Origin of the sequence: Velocimicrobium porci, assembly GCF_009696045.1 — a bacterium.
In the GTDB taxonomy this organism is placed as follows: Bacteria; Bacillota; Clostridia; order Lachnospirales; family Lachnospiraceae; genus Velocimicrobium; species Velocimicrobium porci.
This window is the reverse complement of sequence record NZ_VUMT01000004.1, coordinates 66,748-89,546: the sequence shown is the minus strand read 5'-3', so window position 1 is coordinate 89,546 and position 22,799 is coordinate 66,748. Positions and strand designations below refer to the sequence as shown.

Genomic DNA, 22,799 nt, shown 5'->3' with positions numbered 1-22,799 from the left:
ATGTTACATCCATCATATACAGATTTAATGGAAGTTGTAAACAGTGAAGTAGAACCAGGCGAAGAAAAGGTAGTTAATTCGAGATATTCGATTGTTTTGGCAACTTCAAAAAGAGCAAGGCAAATTATCGGCGGAAGTGAGCCTTTAGCAAATCCAACATGCCCAAAACCATTATCAATTGCAATTGACGAGTTATATAAATCCAAAGTCAAAATTGTAAATGATGATGAAGAAATAAAAGAAAATTAATATATCATTGTGCTGCAATTTAGTAATCCTTTTCTGCTTTTGGAATGTAGGGAGATATTGCAGCATTTTTGATATTTTACCGGGGAGATTTATGCAGGAAACGGAGCAAAAAGAAAGTGGAAAGAACAATAGCTTAAAAAAAGATATTTTTGAAATGGTGCTATATTTAGCAGGAGTTATAATAGTTGTTACTTTTCTTTATCACTATGTAGGGCAACAGGTAGAAGTAAGTGGAAGCTCAATGGAGCAGACTTTATCAGATGGTGACAGGCTCATTTTAGAAAAATTGTCTTATCATTTTGATAAACCGAAACGATTTGATATCATCGTATTTCGCCCGCAGGAAGCGGAGCGGAATTTATATTATATAAAGCGTATTATCGGTCTTCCGGGTGAAACTGTGAAGATAGAAAATGGTTACATTTATATTAATGGAAAAAAAATAAAAGAAAATTATGGGAACGGAACAATTTTGGAATCAGGGCTGGCATCGGAAACAATCCGACTAAAAGAGGGAGAATATTTTGTTTTAGGGGATAACCGTAATAATAGTCAGGACAGCCGTTCGCCAAAGGTTGGAAATGTAGAGGCGGATGCGATTGTTGGACGTGTATTTATAAGAATCTGGCCGCTATCTGAAGTGGGGAAATTAACCCATCAGATAGAAACAAAAGTTTCAGAATAGTGAGAATTGTTTTGTAAGGAGATTAGAGCATGCAGGAAGAAATAGAGTTTGAACAGGAAAAACCGAGTGCAGAGAACGAAACGGATTGTAATCAACAAGAATCAAAAGAACAAAAAAAGAAAAAAATAGTTTCTGTTCTTCGTGAATTATTGATTTATGCAATTATCGTTGTTGTTTGCATATTTATAATACCACGTTATGTAATACAGCGTACAATTGTAAGCGGTTCGTCGATGGAAAATACATTATTTAGTGATGATAATTTATTAGTGGAAAAAGTAAGTTATCATTTTGTTGATCCAAAAAGATTTGATGTTGTAGTATTTTATCCTTATGGAAGAGCAGCAGGAGAATATTATGTTAAAAGAGTGATTGGACTTCCGGGAGAAACAATCCAGATAAAAGGAAATGATATTTATATTAACGGTAAAAAAATTGAGGAACATTATGGAAAAGATCCAATAACTTATCAGGGAATCGCGAGTGAACCATTGAAGCTTGGTGATGATGAATTCTTTTTAATGGGTGACAACAGAAAAGTAAGTTTTGACAGCCGTTATGAAGAGGTTGGACCTGTTCATCGTGATTTGTTAGAAGGAAAAGCAATTATTAGAATTTGGCCATTGAAAGATTTTGGAACATTTGATTAAAGTTAATACAAAAGTGGAATACGAAAAAGAATTTCGAGCGTATACATAAGAGGTGGTGTGATAATGGAGTTGCTTGGGGAAGAGTATTTGGCTGAATATGAACCTTTATATCAGTACAGTGGGGAGATACAACAAAGCAGACTGGAAAAAATGGTAAAGGAAATGAGGAGTATTTTAGGGCAGAACAAAGTAGAACAACAGATACAACGGCGTATTAACTCGGTATTTGTAGAGCTGGTGCAAAATATTATACTTCATGGCTATGCTGGTGCGAATGTATTTCCAGAAGGAGAAATATCAATCGCTAAATGGGAAAATCAGTATCATATTGTGTCTGGAAATTACATCCAAAATACTAGCTTAACTAAATTTTTAAAAGAACTGGACCGATTAAATATAATGGAGAAAAAAATGATTAATCAGCTAAAATGGTCTTGTATGCAAAAAACAGGATTATATTTGGAACAGAATGCAGGAATCGGCTTATTAGAAATTTTGAGCAGAGCAGACAGTAAAATTCAATATGAATGGCATTCTTTTTCAGAGCAGATTAGCGTTATTATACTAAAGGTAATAGTTGGAGGTTCAAATTGTGTATCGATATGAAAAAATAAGTACATCATCTACCCCGTATATACTGGTAGATGAAGAAAAAAAGTATATGAAGCTTTCAGGAGAATCATTTCCGGAAAATGTGATTAAGTGTTACGGAGAGGTTGCAAAATGGTTATTTCAATTTTTAAAAACAGATTTTGAAATCTTTACTTTTGACTGTAACATGATATACTTTAATAGTAGTACATCGAAGGTGTTTATTCAATTATTTCAGGCTTTAAATGAAGCTGGAAAAACTAATAAAGTAATTGTAAATTGGACATGCAGTGAAGATAATGAGATTATGGTTGAATATGGAGAAGAGTTTCAATCAATTTGTGATAACATAGAGTTTCATATTAGATTGGAATAGGAAAGGAGAGTTACATGGTTACTCAGATTCATTCAGCAAAAGAGTCAGCGGGTATGACGACATTAGTTCGTAAAACAACAAAATCGGATAGCAATTTTAAACAAGTGTTAGATAACGCAAAGGTTGCTTCAGCAAATAATAAGGTGGATTTAGATGCAATATTTGAGAAAGCCTCAGCAACTTATAATGTGCCGGTGAATTTACTAAAGGCGGTTGCCAAGGCAGAATCTGATTTTCAGCCAAATGAAGTTTCAAGTGCCGGAGCTATTGGGATTATGCAGCTTATGCCTGCAACTGCAAAGGAACTTGGAGTAACAGATGCGTATGATCCGGAGCAAAATATTATGGGCGGAGCAAAATATCTGGCACAAAAATTAAAATTATATAATGGAGATGTATCCCTTACGCTGGCAGCTTATAATGCAGGAAGCGGTAATGTAAAAAAATATGGTGGAATTCCTCCTTTTAAAGAAACTCAAAATTATGTAAAAAAAGTAATGAATTATATGAATGATTATATTGATGCACCACAAGTGGCATCAAAAACTGTTACCCAAAGTTCGAAAAATACAGTTGCAGATTCTTCTTTGAGTAATAATATTGTCGATACTACGGCAAATGCAATTAATTTAGCATCTGCCAATAATGCAGTAGACGTAGAAGGGGCATATGAACGTATGAAAATGTCAGAAGCATACTGGCGTTTAATGGAACAGCTTTTTTCATCGCAGGAAGAAGAAGAGAGTTTTATATAGGTTGGTAATTAAAACAACAGAATAGGAGAAACACAACATGGAAAAGGATATGACAGTAGGAAAACCGGGACGGTTAATTTTACTTTTTACAATTCCGTTGATCATTGGTAATATCTTTCAACAGCTTTATAGTATGGTTGATACAATTATCGTAGGAAGGTATGTAGGCGTTAGTGCATTAGCATCTGTAGGACTTACAGGTCCGATGTCATTTCTGATTCTTGGATTTGTTATGGGGCTTACGGGCGGATTTGCTGTTATTGTAGCCCAGCGTTTCGGAGCAAAAGATGAAGATGGACTTCGTCATGCAGTGGCGATTTCCATCTATTTGTGTGTCTTTTTTACGATTGTTTTAACTGCAATTGGAATGGGGACTGCTAAAATTATTTTAATTGCGATGAATACACCTGAGGATGTATTAACAGATGCTTACATTTATATTATGATTATATTTGCAGGGATTGGTGCTACATTTTTGTATAACATGATTGCATGTATTCTGCGTGCACTTGGTGATAGCAGGACCCCTTTATATTTCTTGATTTTTTCATCTATTGTTAATATTGTACTGGATCTTGTACTTATCATTAATTTTAATATGGGAGTTGCAGGAGCTGGTATTGCGACAGTAATTTCTCAGGGATTGTCAGGAATTTTATGTGTTATTTATACAAAGCGGAAATATCCAATTTTAAAGTTTCAAAAGAAAGATTTCAGATTCGACTGGACTTTAATTCAAAAGCATTTAACAATCGGTTTGCCAATGGCATTTCAATTTTCGATTACAGCCGTAGGTGTAATCATTTTACAGGGGGCTTTGAATTTGTTTGGAGCAGATTATATTGCTGGATTTACGGCTGCGAATAAAGTAGAACAATTGGTAAGCCAGCCTGCCAATTCATTTGGTACTACAATGGCAAATTATACAGGGCAGAATTTAGGTGCCGGAAAGTATGAACGAATTAAGGAGGGTACAAGAAAGTGTAGTATTATTACATTGGCTTTTGCTGTTCTTGCAGCACTGATTGTTTTTTACTTTGGAAAAGATCTTACACTCCTATTTGTGAAAGAGGGGAATGCCAAAGTATTAAAAGCGTCCAGAGAGTATTTGAATACAATTGCAGTATTTTTGCCGGTACTTAGTCTGCTTTTTGTATACCGCAATGTGTTACAGGGAATGGGACGAAGTTTTGTTCCATTAATGGCGGGAGTTGCAGAATTAGTGGCAAGAACGATTGGAGCAATTACATTTCCGGCTATATTGGGATTTGTTGGAATCTGTATTGCAGGTCCGTTTGCGTGGATCTTGGCGACGATTCCACTTGCGATTGCTTATTTTACAGTTATGAAGCGTATTGGAATAAATAGTTCCAATAAATAAAATAGAAAATTAAAATGAAAGAAGGAAAGGATAGAACGATGGCAAAACTTTATTTTCGACATGGGGCAATGGGAAGCTCAAAAACGGCAAATGCACTAATGGTTGAGTATAATTACTATGAGAGAGGAAAAAGAGCTTTACTTGTAAAACCGAAAATAGATACTAGAGATGGTAAAACAGTAATTCGTTCTAGAATGGGACTGGAAAAAGAAGGAATTTTTGTAGAAGATTTGGTTGAAATGGAAGATTCGGAAATAAAAAAATACGATTGTGTTATTGTTGATGAGGCACAGTTTGTGACAAAAGAACAAGTGGAGTTTTTTACACATATTGTAGATGATTTGGAAGTTCCCGTGATTTGTTATGGGCTGAGAGTTGACTTTAAACATGAGTTATTTGAAGGATCAAAGTGGTTGATGGCGTGGGCAGATAAGATTGAAGAGTTAAAAACAGTCTGTTGGTGCGGGAAAGGTGCCAACTGTAATGCAAGGATACATAACGGAAAGGTTATTTATGATGGGGAGCAGATTGTTATGGGAGGCAATGAAACTTATGTTTCTTTATGCAGGAAACATTATTTAGAGGGAAACTTAGGCAATAACGAAAAAAAAGAAATGTAAGAAAAAAAGCTGTTGTAATGTTAATGATTGAAAATATAACATTATAACAGCTTTTGTTTGAAGCTCAATTAATATACGATTACAGGTGTACCTTTTTCAATAATATCAAATATCTTGGCAGCTTTTTGGGGAGGAAGGTTAACACATCCATGAGAACCACGTGTTTTGTAGATATCACCACCAAATTTATTGCGCCAGCCGGCGTCATGCATACCGATATTTCCGTTAAATGGCATCCAGTAAGAAACCGGAGAACTATAATTTTCACCAACCAGGGTAGCGTCCCGTTCTTTGTAGGTGATTGAATATGCACCTTTTGGGGTTCCAAAATTTCTGGCAACATTTCCTGTTACAATTTTAGAATCAATCATTTTTTTACCGTTTTTAAATACCCACAAATGTTGTTTGGATAAATCAATTTCTACATAGCTATTTCCGATATCATCTAGTTCCCGGGAGGCTGCTGTTTGGTAATAAACAGGAGTACGGGTTACACTTTTTCCTGCTTTAATTACTTGGGTCAATTCTTCCGCTTCTTTTGAACGATTGATCCACCAGCCATAATCTCCCCCACGGATTGTAATTTCTTTTCCGTTGTGTTTTGTAAATTGGCGTGGGATTCCGAAAGTTGTATAGTGATAATTTAAGTAATTAACATATTCTGTAACTTTATTTGGATCAATTGAAACATTAAAGTCTTTGTCATATGTAACCCAGGAATGAAGCTGTTCTTTATTAAGAACTTCACTTCGACTTCCAAAATCATATGTAATTGTAAGATTTGTATACTTATTCAATTTTTTAAGTGCTTTTTTAAGTGCTTTACTATTTTGGGTTATTTCAGGTTTTTTGTAGCAGTTGAATGATTCCAAGGAAAGTGTTGACTGATTAGTGTCAATTGCATTCCATAGAGCCTTTTTTAAAGTTTTCTTTTTAACATAACTGCCCTGTGTTTCTTTTATGACCTGGAAGCTATCGTTTTTATATTCAATTGTGGCATCGGTTGGTGCTACCATATTTTCCTCTTTGAAGAATACAAGATTAGAAAAAGCATCGGTTAGCATTTCTTCATCAAATTCAGTTGTAGCTTCCATAGATAGCTCTTTCTTATTGAAGAAAGAAAATGGCCAGGCAAATGGATTTTGTTCTTTTTTTAATTCTTGAATCTGACCATCCGAAATATAGTGATAATTAAAGTCTTTTGCTGTAATTACATCAGATACATCATTTCTGCCAAAAAGAGTAATGGAGTAGTCAGAAATTTTTTTTGAAATGCTGTCCTCTATCTGCTTTACTGTTTTGCCGGAATAATCAATTCCGTTAATCAGAGAACCATAATAAAAATGTTTGCTATAATAGAATGACATGCCAAAATATACAAGCAACAAAAGAAAGAGTACACTAATAAGGATTGGTTTTGTAGATTTTGTTTTCTTTTTTGTTTTCATGATTTAACCTCTTATCTTTTTATGTTATTGATTCTACCTAGGTAGTATATCACAAGTTCTGAATGGACGCACTAGTATATTTTAGAAAAAAGTAGATTTTTTGCGAATGGAATCTTTTATCAAACTTAAAATATAAAAGCACGCTTCGATTACTACTTCAATATTATAATAACAAGCTGAAAGATATGCTAAAAATAGAGAAAAATTTCCAATTTGACACCTAAAATAGATTGCATTATAATAAAAACATCTATGGGCAAATTTGCCTATTACCCGAAAGGAGCGGTTTTAAATATGAAATTTACGAAAATGCACGGTTGTGGAAATGATTATGTTTACGTTAATTGTTTTAAGGAAGAGGTAAAAAATGCGGGTGCAGTTTCCCGATTTGTTAGTGATAGACATTTTGGAATTGGTTCCGATGGATTAATTTTAATTAAATCATCAGAGGTAGCAGATTTTAAAATGGCAATGTATAATTCAGATGGTTCTGAGGGAGAAATGTGCGGAAATGGTATACGTTGTGTGGCAAAATATGTTTATGATTATGGTTTAACAGATAAAGAACAGATTTCAATTGAAACGAAGGCAGGTATTAAGCATTTAGAACTTCAGGTAAACGGTGGAAAAGTAGAAACCGTTACGGTTGATATGGGAAGTCCAATTACAACGCCTGCTGAAGTTCCTGTTATTTCAGATAGGGATATTGTACTTGCAGAAAAGATTACAAAAGGTGGGATGGACTACGAGATGACTTGCGTATCTATGGGAAATCCTCATGCCATTGTTTTTGTAGAAGATACCAGTAAAGTAGAGATTGAAAAGGCAGGTCCATTGTTTGAAAATGATAAGGAACGTTTTCCTAACAGGACAAATACGGAATTTATCCAAGTATTAGACCGTGGGACAATTAATATGCGTGTCTGGGAGCGTGGAGCAGGTGAAACATTAGCTTGTGGAACTGGGGCTTGTGCAAGTGTTTATGCGTGTATCTTGAATGAAAAGACAGATGATGAAGTATTGGTTCACTTATTAGGTGGAGATTTAAAAATTCGTTATGACAGAGAAAAGAACCATATGTTTATGACAGGTCCTGCAACGGTTGTATTTGATGGTGAGATAGATATTACAGGGATAGAATAAGGAAGGAATAAGAAAACATGATTTTAGCAGATTTATTAGAAAAATTAGAATATAACTGTATTCAGGGCGATGTGGACAGAACAGTAACAGAACTGGTATATGATTCCAGAAAGGCAGTAAAAGATGGAGTATTTGTCTGCATAAGCGGTGCTGTAAGAGATGGGCATGATTTTGCCAGAGAGGTCGTAGAAGCAGGAATTACTTCTTTAATTGTAGAAAAAGAGGTAGATGTACCAAAAGATGTTACTGTGATATTAGTGAAGAGTACAAGATATGCCCTGGCGGCTATGTCGGCGGCATATTTTGGCTATCCCGCAGAAAAATTAAAAACAATTGGAATAACCGGAACAAAAGGAAAAACTACAACAACTTATATGGTAAAGTCGATTTTGGAAAAATCAGGATTTAAGACTGGTTTAATTGGTACGATTGAAACAATTATTGGCGATAAAGTTATTCCTGCAAGTAATACAACACCAGAATCCTACATTGTTCAGAAAACATTTAAAGAGATGGTGGAAGCAGGGTGTGAAGCGGTTGTTATGGAAGTTTCTTCCCAGGGACTTATGTTACATCGAGTAGGAGGATTTGTGTTTGATTATGGTATTTTTACAAATCTTGAGCCAGATCATATAGGACCGAATGAACACAAAGATATGGATGACTATATTTCCTGCAAAAGTATGCTGTTTAAACAGTGCAGACAGGGAATTTTAAATATTGACAGCGAATATTACGACAGAATGATTGAAGGGCATACTTGCGAAATCGAGACATTTGGTTTTTCAGAGAAAGCTTCTCTTCGTGCAGAAAATATGAAATTATTAAAAAGAAAAGGATATCTTGGTGTTGAATATGACGTAAAGGGAATTATGGATTCCCATGTCGAAATTGATATTCCTGGAAAGTTCAGTGTCTATAATTCCTTAACTGCGATTGCAATCTGTCGTCATTTTAATGTATCGGAGGAAGTGATTCAAAATGCTTTGAAAGATGTTCGGGTAAAAGGAAGAGTAGAATTAATTCCAATTTCTGAGAAGTTTACGTTAATGATAGACTATGCACATAATGCAATGAGCTTAGAGAGCCTTCTTACTACGTTGAAAGCGTATGAACCAAAGCGTCTTGTATGCTTATTTGGCTGTGGAGGAAATCGTTCCCGTTTAAGAAGATTTGAAATGGGTGAAGTATCTTCTAAACTTGCCGATTTAACAGTTGTTACTTCGGATAATCCAAGAAATGAAGAACCTCAGGCAATTATAGATGATATTGTCACAGGAGTGAAAAAAGGTCCGGGCGAATACATTACAATTATAGATAGAAAAGAAGCTATCAAGTATTGTATTGATCATGCGAAAGAGGGAGATGTTATTGTCTTAGCAGGAAAAGGGCATGAGGACTATCAGGAAATAAAAGGGAAAAAATATAAAATGGATGAGAGAGATTTAATTCGGGATATTCTTGCAGGAGTATAAAGGAAGGTTAAATTTGAGATGGAATTATTGGTAAAAGAGATTGTAAACGCTGTAAATGGTACATTATTGACAGGCAGTGAGAATCAAAAGGTCACTTCTGTTGGTGTTAATTCAAAAGAAATAAAAGAAGGTGCATTATTTGTTCCAATTATAGGAGAACGGGTTGATGGACATCAGTTCATTCGGAATGCATTTGAAAATGGTGCAGTAGCTTCTTTTACTTCTCATCATAAGACGGAGAAAGAACTTTTAGAAGATGGAGATTTAGGCGATACGAGTGAGTGGAACAATCGTTGTGTAATATATGTAGAAGATACATTGCAGGCATTGCAGGCACTTGGAGCTTACTATCGTAATTTGTTTACACTTCCGATAATTGGAATTACAGGAAGCGTTGGAAAAACGACAACAAAAGAGATGATTTCTGCCGCACTGGAAACAAAATACCATGTGCTAAAAACAATTGGTAATATGAATAGTCAGATTGGTTTGCCTCTTATGATGTTTTATTTAGAAAAAGATTATGATGTGGCAGTTATTGAAATGGGAATGAGTGAGGAAGGAGAAATGGAACGCCTTGCTAAGATTGCCAGACCAGATATGGCGGTTATGACCAATATTGGAGTTTCCCATATCGGACAACTTGGAAGTAAAGAAAACATTCGAAAAGAAAAATTAAATATTATCAATGAGTTTCGTCCGAAAAGTAAATTATTTTTAAATGGTGATGATACTTTACTGTTACAAATTAATCCGAAGATAGAAATACCGGTAACAGAGAAAACAGCTGAAAAATTGGCAGATACAGAATGTATTTTCTTTGGAACAGAAAAAGCTTGCAGGTTTTATGGAAACAATATTAAGACGGAGCAGGGAAAAACTTATTTTACACTTCACTATCCGGACGGAACAGAAGAGATTGAACTTTCGGTGTTAGGACTTCATAATGTTAATAATGCTTTGGTTGCTCTGGCTGTTGCCTATCATTTAGGAATTAAACCGGCTATGGCGAAAGAAGGCTTACGTACTTATCAACCAATTGCAATGAGAGGACAGATTTTTGAGCACAAAGGAATCTATATCATTGATGACACTTACAATGCCAGCCCTGATTCCATGAAAAGCGGAATTTCTGTGTTGCTTCAGATGCCACAGGCAAAGCGCCATATTGCAGTACTGGCCGATGTTTTAGAGTTAGGAGAAGTATCTCATTCCTGTCACTATGAAGTAGGAAGCTATATTGCAAGTACAAAGTATAAGGAGGCTTATACAGAAGAAGTTGTAACGATTGGAAAAGAAGCAAAAGCGATTAAAGAAGCAATTGAAACGGAAGGAAAAGGAATTAACGCACGTTCTTTTAATTCCAATCAAGAAGCAATTGCTTATTTAAAAACAATTTTGAAACCGGGTGATGCAGTTCTTGTAAAAGGCTCGCGTGGAATGCACACAGATGAAATTGTGGATAAATTGAAAGCATTATAGGTGAGTGTCAAATGATATTTGCTGATGTTATCGTGGATATTTCACATGAAAATTTAGATAAAACATATCAATATATTGTGCCGGAAGAATTAGAGAAAAAGGCAGTCATTGGTGCTTTAGTAAAAATTCCGTTCGGAAGAGGAAATAGGCTGATTCAGGGCTATATTGTCGGTTTGTCAGAAGTACCAAATTGGGATTTGAAAAAAATGAAGCCTCTACAGCAGGTAGTTGAACATGGTGTAGTAATCGAATCTCAGCTAATCAGTTTAGCTTATTGGATGAAAGAAAATTATGGAGCGACGATAAATGATGCTTTGAAGACAGTAATTCCTGTAAAAAAGACAGTAAAAAGTGTAGAAAAAAAATACATTAAGAGGAAACGTACCATTGAAGAAACAGTAGCATTTTTAGAACAGTCGAAGAAAAAGAATCATAAAGGAAGAGCTCGTCTGCTAGAAGTGCTATTGGAACAGGAACAGTTGGAGTATCAGATTGTGGTATCTAAGTTTTCGATTGCAAGGACAACAATTAGGGATTTAGAGCAGTTAGGCTATATTGAGATTATTACCGAGCATAGATATCGCAATCCGATTAAACAGATTGATAGGAATTTTGTTCCGGTTTCTTTGAATGAAGAGCAAGAAAGGATTGTTTCGGCAATTACGGCTGATTATAAACAGAATATTCGAAAAACCTATTTAATTCATGGCGTAACAGGAAGTGGAAAGACGGAAGTTTATATGTCAATTATTGAAATGGTTCTGGCAGAGGGAAAGCAGGTAATTATGCTGATTCCGGAAATTGGACTGACCTTTCAGACCGTTATGCGATTTTATAAACGGTTTGGTGACAGGATTTCTATTCTTCATTCCAGGTTATCTCAGGGTGAACGGTATGACCAATATTTGAGAGCCAAACGGGGAGAAATTGATATTATTATCGGACCAAGGTCTGCGTTGTTCACGCCATTTCCACAATTAGGTCTTATTATAATAGATGAGGAGCATGAAGGAAGTTATAAAAGTGAAAGTGTTCCTAAATATCATGCAAGAGAAACGGCGATTGAACGGGCGAGAATGACTGGTTCTAGTGTTATTTTAGGTTCTGCTACTCCATCAATTGAAGCATATGACAAAGCTTTAAAAGGGGAATATCAATTATTCACAATGAAAAATCGTGCAGGTAAGGGAACACTTCCAACGGTTCATGTTGTAGATTTAAGAGAAGAGCTGAAATCAAAAAATCGTTCGATTTTTAGCAGGAAATTACGGAAATTGATGCAACAGAGGCTAGAACAAAAAAAACAGATTATTCTTTTTATTAACCGGAGAGGGTATGCAGGCTTTGTTTCTTGTAGAAGTTGTGGCTATGTGATAAAATGTCCTCATTGTGATATTTCTTTAACTTATCATAAAGATGGCAATTTAAAATGCCATTATTGCGGATATGAAGTGGCTATGTTACAACAGTGCCCATCTTGCGGCTCTCCTTATATTGCTGCATTTGGAACCGGTACACAAAAAATTGAAGCAATGGTTTTGAAAGAATTTCCGGGTGCCAGGGTGCTTAGAATGGATACCGATACAACAAAAGGAAAGGATGGTCACGAAAAGATTCTTTCTGCTTTTGCAAATCATGAAGCCGATATTCTGATAGGAACACAGATGATTGTGAAAGGACACGATTTTCCAGAAGTTACACTGGTTGGGATTTTGGCTGCCGATTTGTCTTTATATGCAGGGAATTATCGTTCGGCTGAACGAACCTTTCAGCTCCTTTTGCAGGCATCAGGACGGGCAGGAAGAGGCACTGACAGCGGAGAAGTTGTTATTCAGACTTATAATCCAGAGCATTATAGTATTCGGACTGCTGCAAAGAATAATTATACTGCTTTTTATCAGGAAGAAATTGCATATCGAAAGATGCTTGACTATCCTCCGGTTTCTCATATTTTAGCGATTTTAGTTACTTCAAAAGAAGAAGAAAAGGCAATTTTTTCGGCTAATTATTTGAAAAGGGCGGTAGAAGAAGAATTGCTTCTAAAAGAAAAGGTGAAGTTAATCGGACCTGCTAAGGCGGAGTTATCGAAACTAAATGATATCTATAGACAGATACTTTATATAAAATCTCCGGAATATGAGATTTTAAAGCAAATAAAAAACTACTTAGAAGGATTAGTTCATTATTCGGATGCGATGAAAAAAATCACGGTTCAGTTTGATTTTGATCCAATGAACAGTTATTAAAGAAAGGTGAAATCTATGGCATTAAGAAATATTAGAAAGATTGGTGATCCTGTTTTAACAAAACAGGCAAAACAGGTAAAAGAAGTGAATGAAAAAACGAAAATACTAATTCATGATATGTTGGAAACAATGTATAAGGAATATGGCGTTGGTTTGGCAGCACCTCAGGTTGGTATTTTAAAGAGAATTGTTGTGATTGATATATCTTCGGAGTGTGATTCACCGGTTGTTTTAATCAATCCAGTTATTGTAGAAACAAGTGGGGAACAGACAGGAGCAGAAGGTTGTTTAAGTGTGCCTGGCAAATCTGGAATTGTAACAAGACCAAATTATGCAAAGGTAAAAGCGTTCAATGAGAAGATGGAAGAAATTGAAGTAGAAGGGGAAGGTCTGATGGCAAGGGCACTTTGCCATGAGATTGATCATTTAGATGGGCATTTGTATGTGGAAAAAGTGGAAGGAGATTTAATTGACAATCGTGAATTGGAAGAGGATGGTGAATAAATGAGAGTATTATTTATGGGAACGCCAGACATCGCAGTTCCAACTTTAGAAACGTTGCTTGCTTCCAAACATCAGGTGATAGGTGTTGTAACTCAGCCTGATAAACCAAAGGGAAGGGGAAAGGCAGTTTCCTATCCTGTTGTAAAAGAAATAGCACTAAAGCACGATCTTCCTGTCTATCAGCCGGCAAAAGTAAGAGAGGAAGCTTTTGTAGAAAAGGTGAAAGAACTAAATCCGGATGTTATAGTAGTAATTGCATTTGGTCAGATAATTCCAAAAGACATATTAGAGATTCCAAGATATGGATGTATCAATATTCATGCTTCCTTACTTCCAAAGTATCGGGGAGCGGCTCCGATTCAATGGGCGGTTATTGATGGAGAAGAAAAGACGGGTCTTACTACAATGTATATGGAAGAAGGTCTTGATACAGGTGATATGTTGCTGAAAAAAGAAGTTGCGATTGCTCCTGATGAAACGGGAGGAAGTTTGCATGATAAGTTAGCTTCATTAGGAGGAGAACTAATCTTAGAAACATTAGAGAAGGCTGAAAATGGTACGCTAGTACGGATAAAGCAAGATGATGCCCAGTCAAATTATGCAAAAATGTTAAGTAAAACAATGGGACATATTGATTTTTCCAAACCGGCAATTGAAATTGAACGACTGATTCGCGGACTTAATCCATGGCCGAGTGCATATACTTCTTTAGATGGGAAAACATTAAAGATATGGAATGTTGATGTGCTAGAAGAAGAGAGAGAAGGAGAAGTGGGAGAAATTATCGAAGTTACAAAACATTCTGTTATTGTAAAAACAGGTATGGGAGCTCTTACATTAAAGGAAGTGCAACTAGAAGGCAAAAAACGTATGGATATCGAAGCCTTTTTGCGAGGTTATGAGATTCATACAGGAACAATATTAAAGTAGGAGTGATAAAGTATGGGATATGGTTATGGTTTTTATTTTGATCCAACCTATTTTCTGGTAATTATTGGAGTTGTATTGTCGCTTTTGGCATCTGCAAAAGTAAAATCCACATTTGCAAAGTATTCAAGAGTGCGGAGCATGTCCGGTTATACGGGTGCTGAGGCGGCACAGAGAATTTTACAGTCTTCTGGAATTTATGACGTTCGAGTTGAACATATTCGTGGAGATTTGAACGATCATTATGATCCAAGAACAAAGGTATTGCGGTTATCGGATTCTGTTTATAATCAGACATCGGTTGCTGCAATTGGAGTCGCAGCCCATGAATGTGGACATGCGATTCAGCATGCGACAGGGTATGTCCCACTTCAAATTCGAAGTGCAATTGTCCCAATTGCAAATATAGGTGCGAATATCAGCTGGCCTCTGATTCTTTTAGGAATTTTCTTAGGGAATGCCGGTGGAATCTTTATTCAGCTTGGAATTTTATTCTTTTCTGCCGCTGTATTATTCCAATTAGTGACATTACCAGTGGAATTTAATGCTTCTGCCCGTGCGGTAAGAATTTTGGGAGATTCTGGTATTTTATATAATTCAGAAGTAAGTCAGACCAAAAAGGTATTAAAGGCAGCTGCGTTGACTTATGTAGCAGCCGCTGCAGGATCTGTACTACAATTGTTAAGACTGCTTCTTTTATTTGGAGGAAGAGATCGTGACTAAAGAGGAAAAAAAGGTAAATTTAAGAGAGCTTTCTCTTTTGATATTAATTGAAGTGTTGGAGCAGGATAGCTATAGTAATGTAGCTATCCACAATACTTTATTAAAATATCAGTATCTGGAAAAGCAGGATAGAGCTTTTTTATCCCGCCTGACAGAAGGTGTAATTGAGAGAGTAATTGAAATTGATTACATTATTAATCAATTTTCAAAAGTAAAGACGACAAAGATGAAGGCTCCAATACGAAACATTCTTCGTATGGGTGTTTATCAGATTATGTATATGGATCAGGTGCCGGATCGTGCAGCCTGCAATGAGGCGGTAAAACTGGCACAAAGAAAAGGTTTTTATAACTTAAAAGGTTTTGTAAATGGTGTTCTTCGCAATATTAGCAGGAAAAAAGATGAGATTTTATGGCCAGATAAAGAAAAACAGCCAAAAGAATATCTTATGGTGACTTATTCTTTTCCAGAATGGATTCTTAATTTGTGGCTTACAGAATATTCTTATGAGCAGATAGAAGAGATGCTAAAAGCATTTTTGGAACAGAAGCAGACAACGATTCGATGTAATCAGACGAAGGTTACAGTGGAAGAATTAAGACAGCAGTTATTAGAAGAGAAAATTACCGTAAAAGAGGGAGATTATCTGCCTTTTGCGTTGAAAATATCAGATTATAACTATTTAAAGAAAATAAAAGCATTCAGACAGGGATTATTTCAAGTTCAAGATGAAAGCTCCATGCTTGTTGCATATACGTCCGGAGTAAAAAATGGTGATTATGTCATCGATTTATGTGCGGCACCGGGAGGGAAAAGTACCCATATAGCAGAACTTCTGAATAAGACGGGGATTGTATCTGCCAGAGATGTATCAGAAGACAAGGTTGCATTTATCAATGAAAATGTAGCACGTTTAGAACTTTCAAATCTGAAAGCAGAGGTATATGATGCGACGGAATTGAGAAAAGAGGACATTGGCAAGGCGGATATTGTATTGGCGGATTTACCTTGTTCTGGTCTTGGTGTAATCGGAAAAAAGACAGATATTAAATATAAAACGAAAAAAGAAGACATTGAAGCTTTGGCAGAACTTCAACGAAGAATTTTGAGTCAGGCAGTTCAATATGTAAAGCCGGGAGGTATATTGATGTATAGTACCTGCACGATTAACCATATTGAGAATATAGATAATGTAAATTGGCTTTTAGAACAATATAAAGAGTTTGAATTGGAAACGCTTGATTCTAACATGCCAGACAACTTAAAGTCATCTACAACAAAAAGAGGATATTTGCAATTACTTCCGGGAAAACATAAAACAGATGGCTTCTTTTTTGCTAAGTTTAGAAGAAAATAGAAAGGAAATTATGGAGAGAAAAGATATAAAATCATTGAATCAGAAGGAATTAATTGATGAGATGGTACAATTAGGTGAAAAAGCATTTCGTGGAAAGCAGCTCTATGAATGGATTCATAAAAAGTTAGCAGTATCTTTTGATGAAATGACAAATCTTTCAAAGTCATTTCGTGAAAAGCTAGAGCAAAATTATGAGCTGGCACCACTGAAAATGGTAGATCGCAGAACATCAAAACAGGATGGTACAAGTAAGTTCTTGTTTCAGCTGGCAGATGACAGGGTAATTGAAAGCGTCCTTATGAAATATAAACATGGGAATAGTGTGTGTATTTCTTCTCAGGTTGGTTGCCGAATGGGCTGCCGTTTCTGTGCATCTACATTAGGAGGCTTAGAGCGTAATCTTGCACCTTCAGAAATGCTTTCTCAAGTATATGAGATTCAGAGAATAACAGGTGAGCGGGTTTCTAACATTGTTGTTATGGGAACCGGAGAACCAATGGACAATTATGATAATCTGCTAAAATTTATTTATATGGTGAGTGACGAAAATGGTCTTAACATAAGTCAGAGAAATATTACGGTATCAACTTGCGGGCTTGTGGAAAAAATAAGAATGTTGGCAGATGAAAAATTGCAGATAACATTGGCTATTTCACTGCATGCTCCAAATGACCAAATAAGAAAAGAATTAATGCCGGTCGCGAATAAATATAGTATTGATGAAATTATGGAAGTATGTCAATACTATTATGATAAGACGGGACGCAGAATTAGTTTTGAGTATAGTCTGGTAAAAGGTGTGAATGACAGTGAAGAAAATGCGAAAGAGCTAATTGGACGGGTTCGTGGTATGAATTGCCATATCAATCTGATTCCTGTCAATCCAATTAAGGAAAGAAACTTTACGCATGCAGAAGACAAATATATACAAAAATTCAAAAATATACTTGAAAAAAATCGAATAAACGTTACAATTAGAAGAGAAATGGGCAGCGATATTGATGCGGCCTGTGGACAGTTAAGAAAAAGTTATATGGACAAAACGAAATAAGATAGGAGGAGGGAATAAATGAAAGCATTTTCTATAACGGACGTTGGCGTAAAGAGAAAGATAAATCAAGATTATGTATTTTGTGAAGAAAATGCAGTAGGAAGTTTCCCAAATCTTTTTATTGTTGCTGATGGAATGGGCGGGCATAAAGCAGGAGATTATGCTTCAAAGACTTGTGTTGAAACAGTAGTGAAAAGTATTCAAGACAGCCCGTTAAGAACACCAATCAGTACAATGGAAGAGGCAATTGGCAAAGCAAACAAACGATTATATGAAGAGGCAGCCAATAATAGTGATCTTGAAGGCATGGGTACAACTTTTGTTGCAGCGATGATTTCGGATGATAATTTGCTGTATGTAGCTAATATTGGTGATTCAAGATTGTATATAATAAATGGTGACCAGATTAAGCAGGTGACAGAAGATCATTCTTTAGTAGAGGAAATGATTAAAAATGGAGAACTGGACCGAAAAGATGCCAGATTTCATCCGAATAAAAATATTATTACAAGGGCACTTGGGACAGCAAAGACGGTAGTAGCTGATTACTTTGAAGTTCCATTATTGAAAGGGGATAGTATACTGCTTTGTTCGGATGGACTTTGCAATATGATGGATGATGATGATATTATGTACATAGTCAGACACTGCCAGGATGATATACAAAGTGCAGCACGACAGTTGATTGAAAAGGCCAATGAGAATGGTGGAAAGGATAATATATCCATTATTTTAATTGAGATTTAAAGGAGAGGTGAGACATGGTTAAAGCCGGAATGTTTATTAGCGACAGGTATGAGATTATAAGTAAAATCGGTGCCGGTGGTATGGCAGATGTATATAAAGCAAAAGATCATCGTTTAAACCGCAATGTTGCAATAAAGATATTAAAACAGGAATTTAGTGAAGATAAAAAATTTGTAGATAAATTTAGAGGAGAGGCTCAGTCTGCCGCGGGACTTTCTCATCCTAATATTGTAAATGTATATGATGTAGGTGAAGACGATGAGCTTCACTATATTGTGATGGAGTTAGTTGAGGGAATCACATTAAAGAACTTTATTGAACGAAAAGGAAAATTAGAGGTAAAAGAAGCGATTGGAATTGCAATTCAAATTGCACAGGGAATGAACGCTGCTCATATGAATCATATTATTCATCGTGACATTAAACCTCAGAATATTATTATTTCGAGAGAGGGAAAAGTAAAAGTAACAGATTTTGGGATTGCAAAGGCAACGACGTCTAATACAATTACTTCGAATGCGATGGGGTCTGTCTATTACATTTCTCCTGAACAGGCAAGAGGCGGTTATAGCGACGAGAAGAGTGATATTTATTCTTTAGGTATCACTTTATATGAGATGCTTACAGGACAAGTTCCATTCGCAGGGGACAATACGGTGTCAGTAGCATTGGCACATATTCAGGAGGATGCACCTACTGTCAGAACTTTGAATTCTCAAGTGCCAGCCAGTCTTGACCGTATTGTTCAAAAATGTATGCAAAAAAAACCGGAGCGTCGTTATTTAAATGCGGAAACATTAATTGCTGATTTAAAGAAGTCTATTATTGAACCGGATGGGGATTTTGTAAAGCTTGTGCCTACATTGGTAGATGATTCTCCAACGATACAAATCTCACAAAGAGATGTGAATACAATCCGCAATGAAGCAGAAAAAATAAAAAAGAATGAATCAATAGAAGCAACGGGTGAGATTCCAGAGCTTGATAAGTTTGGGAAGATGGATGATGATCCGGATATTGGTGAGGAAAAGGATATTGATCCAAAATTAGAAAAGTTAATGATTGGAGGAGGAATTGCAGCAGCAGTTATCCTTGTAATTATTATTATTGTGCTAATAGCAAAAGCATTTGGACTTTTTGGCGGTTCTTCTAACAAAGAGGAAGAAGTTACTCCAACACCTACAGTCGAAGCAACAGCAACTCCAGAACCAGAGGAAGAGGGAATTGATGTTCCATATGTTGTTGGATGGGGAAAAGATGTTGCAGAGGAAGAACTGAAAAAGAAAGGTTTTGATGTCAAATATGAAGAATCCCCATCGGATTCTTACGCAGAAGGTGTGATTTGTGCACAAGATCCAAAACAGGGTGAAAAATTGGAAAAAGGCGAAACTGTAACATTAACAGTCAGTACAGGTTCGGAATCAACAAAAGTGCCAAATGTTGCAGGTAAAACAAGAGCAGAGGCCGATGCAGCAATTGTTGCAAATGGCTTGGCGGTTGGTTCTCATGAAGAGGAATTTAGTGACAGTGTGGCAGAGGGAAAAGTAATTCGTACTTCACCGGCTGCTGGAGCTGAGGTTAGTAAAAATTCATCTGTTACGGTGTATATCAGTAAGGGGAAAGAAATAAAGGATACAACTGTTCCTGATTTGTCAGGATGTACAGAGTCAGAAGCATTGAAAAAGTTAAAGGAGGCAGGATTAACTGGTTCAGTCGAATCTTATGATTATAATGATAAGGTGGAAAAAGGAAAAGTAATCAGTCAGAGTCATAACTATGGTGTACGTGTGGAGGAAGGAACAAAGATTACATTCCATATAAGCCTTGGACCGGAAGAAGTGAACTATAGATATACCGGATCAATTACAATTAGTGATAATCCATTTTTGTATCAAGATGAAGATCCGGCAAAAGTTGTATTAAAACTTACGCAAGATGGAAAAATAAAGACGATATATAGTGAAGAACTAGATTTTTATGATTTCCCATTAAGTGTAGATGTAGAAGGAAGCAGTGAATCAAGTGGTAAAATTTCCATGTATGTAGATGGAAGTTTATTAGGAACTTATACAATTACATTTAAAAAGGAAAAACAATAATGCAGGGAAAGATTGTAAAGGGAATTGCAGGATTTTATTACATTCATACACAGGATGATGCTGTGTATGAATGTAAAGCAAAAGGAATATTCCGTAATCAGAAAATAAAACCTTTAGTAGGAGATAATGTAGAGATTGCGGTTTTGGATAGAGAAAAAAAAATTGGGAATATAGAGGTAATTCTTCCACGAAAAAATGAGTTGATTCGTCCGGCGGTTTCAAATGTTGATCAGGCTCTTGTTATTTTTGCTGCGGCAAAGCCAGAGCCTAATCTCAATTTATTGGATCGTTTTTTAATTACTATGGAGAAACAAAATGTTGAAACAGTTGTATGCTTCAACAAGACAGATGTAGCATCAGAAGCGGTAAAGGAACATTTATTAAAGACTTATGGAAGCTGTGGATATAAAGTAATCTTTACGAGTGCTTTATTTGATAAAGGATTGGATTGTATCAGGGCTATTTTGAAAGACAAAACAACCGTTGTTGCCGGGCCGTCTGGTGTAGGAAAATCATCAATAATAAATTTAATTGCTCCTTGTGCCAATATGGAAACGGGAGTTATAAGTGAAAAAATTGAGAGAGGAAAGCATACAACCAGACATTCTCAATTGTTTTGTATTGAAAAAAACACTTATATTATGGACACACCCGGTTTTAGTTCTTTATATATAGATAAAATGGAAAAGGAAGAGCTAAAGGATTATTTTATTGAATTTCAACCATTTGAAGAGGAGTGTCGTTTTACAGGCTGTGTTCATATTAATGAACCAGATTGTGGAGTAAAGGAAGCTTTGCAAAAAGATAGGATAAGCAGAGATAGATATGAAAATTACTTACTTTTATATGAAGAGTTAAAAAATAGAAAAAAATATTAATTGTGAGAGAGGTTAAAATTATGTATAAATTAGCACCTTCTATTTTATCAGCAGATTTTTCAAAATTGGGAGAAGAAGTAGAAGAAATCGTAAATGCGGGAGCAGATTATCTGCATATTGATGTCATGGATGGCATATTTGTACCAAGTATATCATTTGGGATGCCGGTCATGAAATCATTGAGAAAGAGAACAGACTGTTTTTTTGATGTTCATCTTATGATTGAGGAGCCAATTCGTTATATGAATGAATTTAAAGAAGCAGGTGCCGATGGAATCACAGTGCATGCAGAAAGCTGTAAACATTTAAACCGCACGGTTCAAGCCATTAAAGAGTTAGGTTTGAAGGCAGCAGTTGCATTAAATCCGGCTACTAGTCTTTCTTGTCTTGATTATATTTTGGAAGATTTGGACATGGTTTTGATTATGACAGTCAATCCTGGATTTGGAGGACAAAAACTGATTGAAAATACATATGAAAAGGTTCGTAAATTAAGAGAAATAATTGACGGGAAAGGGTTAAAGGCTGACATCCAGGTCGATGGCGGTATTACATTACAAAATGTGGAGCGAATGATGGATTCAGGTGCGAACATATTCGTAGCGGGGACTTCTGTATTCAAAGGTGATAAACAGAAAAATGTTAAGGCATTTAAGGAGGTATTTGCTAATGCGAATGGAGGGCATGAAGGTCGGTAAAGGATTGGATGTGTTTATAACTCGTGAAGGTTATAAATACCATCTTGTAAGTAAAGTTGAAAAAGCAGAAAACAACAAGGTGTTTATTTCATTAATTGCTTCTGGTAAAAGGATTTTTCGTTTTTTAAACACAGATGAGATTGAAATTATTTATCGGGATGGTGACCGTATGTGGAAGTGGACCCATGTAAAAGGAGGCATTACGAAATTAGACGGTGAAGATGTTCATTTTTTACAAAGCAATAAAGATGGAATCAGTTATAATCGCCGAGATGCATTCCGTGTGCCCGTAAACAGGGAGGTCAACCTTCTTGTCTATACACCGAAAGCAGATGAGGAACAGACAGAAAGTACCGAATCAGATAAAAAATGGAGCAGTTATCGTTATCAGGAATGTGATGAATTTAGCGGACTAGAAATGGAATTATATAATCGTCAAGTAATCCCTGTATTTTTAAAGGATTTGAGTGAGGGAGGAATGGGCATTTATTCGAAGTTTCCTTTGAAGGAAGGCACAACGGTTGTATTGGACTTTATGACAGAGATGGGAAAAATGCTTTGCAAAGGCGAAATTATTCGTAGCTCTAGTGGCAATTTTGGGAAGTACAGCCTACTCTATGGTTGCGAATTTTCTCAAGTGGACAAAAATTTAGGAAAATATTTATTTAAATTGCAGCGAGAAATTTTGCATAGGGAAAGACAAGGCAAGTAAGT

23 protein-coding genes are annotated in these 22,799 nt (G+C 35.9%); 22 read left to right on the top strand and 1 reads right to left on the bottom strand.

Going from position 1 to position 22,799, the window contains the following annotated elements; translation table 11 throughout:
• The 8 genes from rpoZ (at position 1) to FYJ58_RS04095 (ending at position 5,307) form a co-directional block, all read left to right on the top strand.
• A complete protein-coding gene (gene rpoZ / locus FYJ58_RS04130; protein WP_154517648.1) occupies positions 1 to 249 on the top strand; it encodes a DNA-directed RNA polymerase subunit omega in 249 nt (82 codons plus the stop codon).
• A gap of 91 nt (positions 250 to 340) precedes the next feature.
• Positions 341 to 934, top strand: a complete 594-nt coding sequence (gene lepB / locus FYJ58_RS04125) for a signal peptidase I (protein WP_154517645.1) — start codon at positions 341 to 343, stop codon at positions 932 to 934.
• 29 nt (positions 935 to 963) lie between these two features.
• A complete protein-coding gene (gene lepB / locus FYJ58_RS04120; protein WP_154517642.1) occupies positions 964 to 1,584 on the top strand; it encodes a signal peptidase I in 621 nt (206 codons plus the stop codon).
• A gap of 63 nt (positions 1,585 to 1,647) precedes the next feature.
• Positions 1,648 to 2,190: a DUF6272 family protein gene (locus tag FYJ58_RS04115; protein WP_154517639.1), complete on the top strand. Its 543-nt coding sequence runs from the start codon at positions 1,648 to 1,650 to the stop codon at positions 2,188 to 2,190.
• On the top strand, positions 2,177 to 2,551 hold the full coding sequence (locus FYJ58_RS04110; RefSeq protein WP_154517636.1) for a DUF1987 domain-containing protein: 375 nt from the start codon (positions 2,177 to 2,179) through the stop codon (positions 2,549 to 2,551). Before FYJ58_RS04115 ends, FYJ58_RS04110 begins: the two co-directional genes overlap by 14 nt.
• 14 nt (positions 2,552 to 2,565) lie before the next feature.
• Positions 2,566 to 3,306: a lytic transglycosylase domain-containing protein gene (locus FYJ58_RS04105; RefSeq protein ID WP_154517633.1), complete on the top strand. Its 741-nt coding sequence runs from the start codon at positions 2,566 to 2,568 to the stop codon at positions 3,304 to 3,306.
• A gap of 37 nt (positions 3,307 to 3,343) precedes the next feature.
• Positions 3,344 to 4,687 (top strand): MATE family efflux transporter, encoded by a 1,344-nt coding sequence (locus FYJ58_RS04100; RefSeq protein ID WP_154517630.1) that lies wholly within the window; start codon positions 3,344 to 3,346, stop codon positions 4,685 to 4,687.
• 14 nt (positions 4,688 to 4,701) lie between these two features.
• On the top strand, positions 4,702 to 5,307 hold the full coding sequence (locus FYJ58_RS04095; RefSeq protein ID WP_331464154.1) for a thymidine kinase: 606 nt from the start codon (positions 4,702 to 4,704) through the stop codon (positions 5,305 to 5,307).
• A 68-nt stretch (positions 5,308 to 5,375) separates the two neighbouring features.
• On the opposite strand, the gene FYJ58_RS04090 is transcribed toward FYJ58_RS04095, so the two are convergent.
• A complete protein-coding gene (locus FYJ58_RS04090; RefSeq protein WP_154517627.1) occupies positions 5,376 to 6,755 on the bottom strand; it encodes a L,D-transpeptidase family protein in 1,380 nt (459 codons plus the stop codon).
• Between the two features lie 294 nt (positions 6,756 to 7,049).
• Here FYJ58_RS04090 and dapF point away from each other — a divergent pair, with 294 nt between their 5' ends.
• From dapF to FYJ58_RS04020, 14 genes are read left to right on the top strand one after another with little or no spacing between them, the layout of a single operon-like run.
• Positions 7,050 to 7,898 (top strand): diaminopimelate epimerase, encoded by an 849-nt coding sequence (dapF, locus tag FYJ58_RS04085; protein ID WP_154517624.1) that lies wholly within the window; start codon positions 7,050 to 7,052, stop codon positions 7,896 to 7,898.
• A gap of 17 nt (positions 7,899 to 7,915) precedes the next feature.
• Positions 7,916 to 9,373, top strand: coding sequence for a UDP-N-acetylmuramoyl-L-alanyl-D-glutamate--2,6-diaminopimelate ligase (locus tag FYJ58_RS04080; protein WP_154517621.1), 1,458 nt, complete (start codon positions 7,916 to 7,918; stop codon positions 9,371 to 9,373).
• An 18-nt stretch (positions 9,374 to 9,391) separates the two neighbouring features.
• Positions 9,392 to 10,855: a UDP-N-acetylmuramoyl-tripeptide--D-alanyl-D-alanine ligase gene (locus FYJ58_RS04075; protein WP_154517618.1), complete on the top strand. Its 1,464-nt coding sequence runs from the start codon at positions 9,392 to 9,394 to the stop codon at positions 10,853 to 10,855.
• Positions 10,856 to 10,866: 11 nt separating this feature from the next.
• Positions 10,867 to 13,101: a replication restart helicase PriA gene (priA, locus tag FYJ58_RS04070; protein ID WP_154517615.1), complete on the top strand. Its 2,235-nt coding sequence runs from the start codon at positions 10,867 to 10,869 to the stop codon at positions 13,099 to 13,101.
• Positions 13,102 to 13,116: 15 nt separating this feature from the next.
• Entirely contained in the window at positions 13,117 to 13,605 is a 489-nt protein-coding gene (def, locus tag FYJ58_RS04065) for a peptide deformylase (RefSeq protein ID WP_154517612.1), read from the top strand.
• Positions 13,606 to 14,535: a methionyl-tRNA formyltransferase gene (fmt, locus tag FYJ58_RS04060; RefSeq protein WP_154517609.1), complete on the top strand. Its 930-nt coding sequence runs from the start codon at positions 13,606 to 13,608 to the stop codon at positions 14,533 to 14,535.
• 12 nt (positions 14,536 to 14,547) lie between these two features.
• Positions 14,548 to 15,255, top strand: a complete 708-nt coding sequence (locus tag FYJ58_RS04055) for a zinc metallopeptidase (protein ID WP_154517606.1) — start codon at positions 14,548 to 14,550, stop codon at positions 15,253 to 15,255.
• Positions 15,248 to 16,612, top strand: a complete 1,365-nt coding sequence (rsmB, locus tag FYJ58_RS04050) for a 16S rRNA (cytosine(967)-C(5))-methyltransferase RsmB (RefSeq protein WP_328597796.1) — start codon at positions 15,248 to 15,250, stop codon at positions 16,610 to 16,612. The genes FYJ58_RS04055 and rsmB overlap by 8 nt, the downstream gene beginning before the upstream one ends.
• A gap of 10 nt (positions 16,613 to 16,622) precedes the next feature.
• Positions 16,623 to 17,663, top strand: coding sequence for a 23S rRNA (adenine(2503)-C(2))-methyltransferase RlmN (gene rlmN / locus FYJ58_RS04045; RefSeq protein ID WP_154517600.1), 1,041 nt, complete (start codon positions 16,623 to 16,625; stop codon positions 17,661 to 17,663).
• 18 nt (positions 17,664 to 17,681) lie between these two features.
• Positions 17,682 to 18,410, top strand: coding sequence for a Stp1/IreP family PP2C-type Ser/Thr phosphatase (locus FYJ58_RS04040; RefSeq protein WP_154517597.1), 729 nt, complete (start codon positions 17,682 to 17,684; stop codon positions 18,408 to 18,410).
• Positions 18,411 to 18,424: 14 nt separating this feature from the next.
• Entirely contained in the window at positions 18,425 to 20,509 is a 2,085-nt protein-coding gene (gene pknB / locus FYJ58_RS04035) for a Stk1 family PASTA domain-containing Ser/Thr kinase (RefSeq protein WP_154517594.1), read from the top strand.
• Entirely contained in the window at positions 20,509 to 21,387 is an 879-nt protein-coding gene (gene rsgA / locus FYJ58_RS04030) for a ribosome small subunit-dependent GTPase A (RefSeq protein ID WP_154517591.1), read from the top strand. The genes pknB and rsgA overlap by 1 nt, the downstream gene beginning before the upstream one ends.
• A gap of 20 nt (positions 21,388 to 21,407) precedes the next feature.
• The gene (gene rpe, locus FYJ58_RS04025) at positions 21,408 to 22,085 is read left to right on the top strand and encodes a ribulose-phosphate 3-epimerase (RefSeq protein WP_154517588.1); all 678 of its coding nucleotides are present in this window, start codon (positions 21,408 to 21,410) and stop codon (positions 22,083 to 22,085) included.
• Positions 22,072 to 22,797: a PilZ domain-containing protein gene (locus FYJ58_RS04020; RefSeq protein WP_205839142.1), complete on the top strand. Its 726-nt coding sequence runs from the start codon at positions 22,072 to 22,074 to the stop codon at positions 22,795 to 22,797. Before rpe ends, FYJ58_RS04020 begins: the two co-directional genes overlap by 14 nt.
• The last annotated feature ends 2 nt before the right edge of the window (positions 22,798 to 22,799 follow it).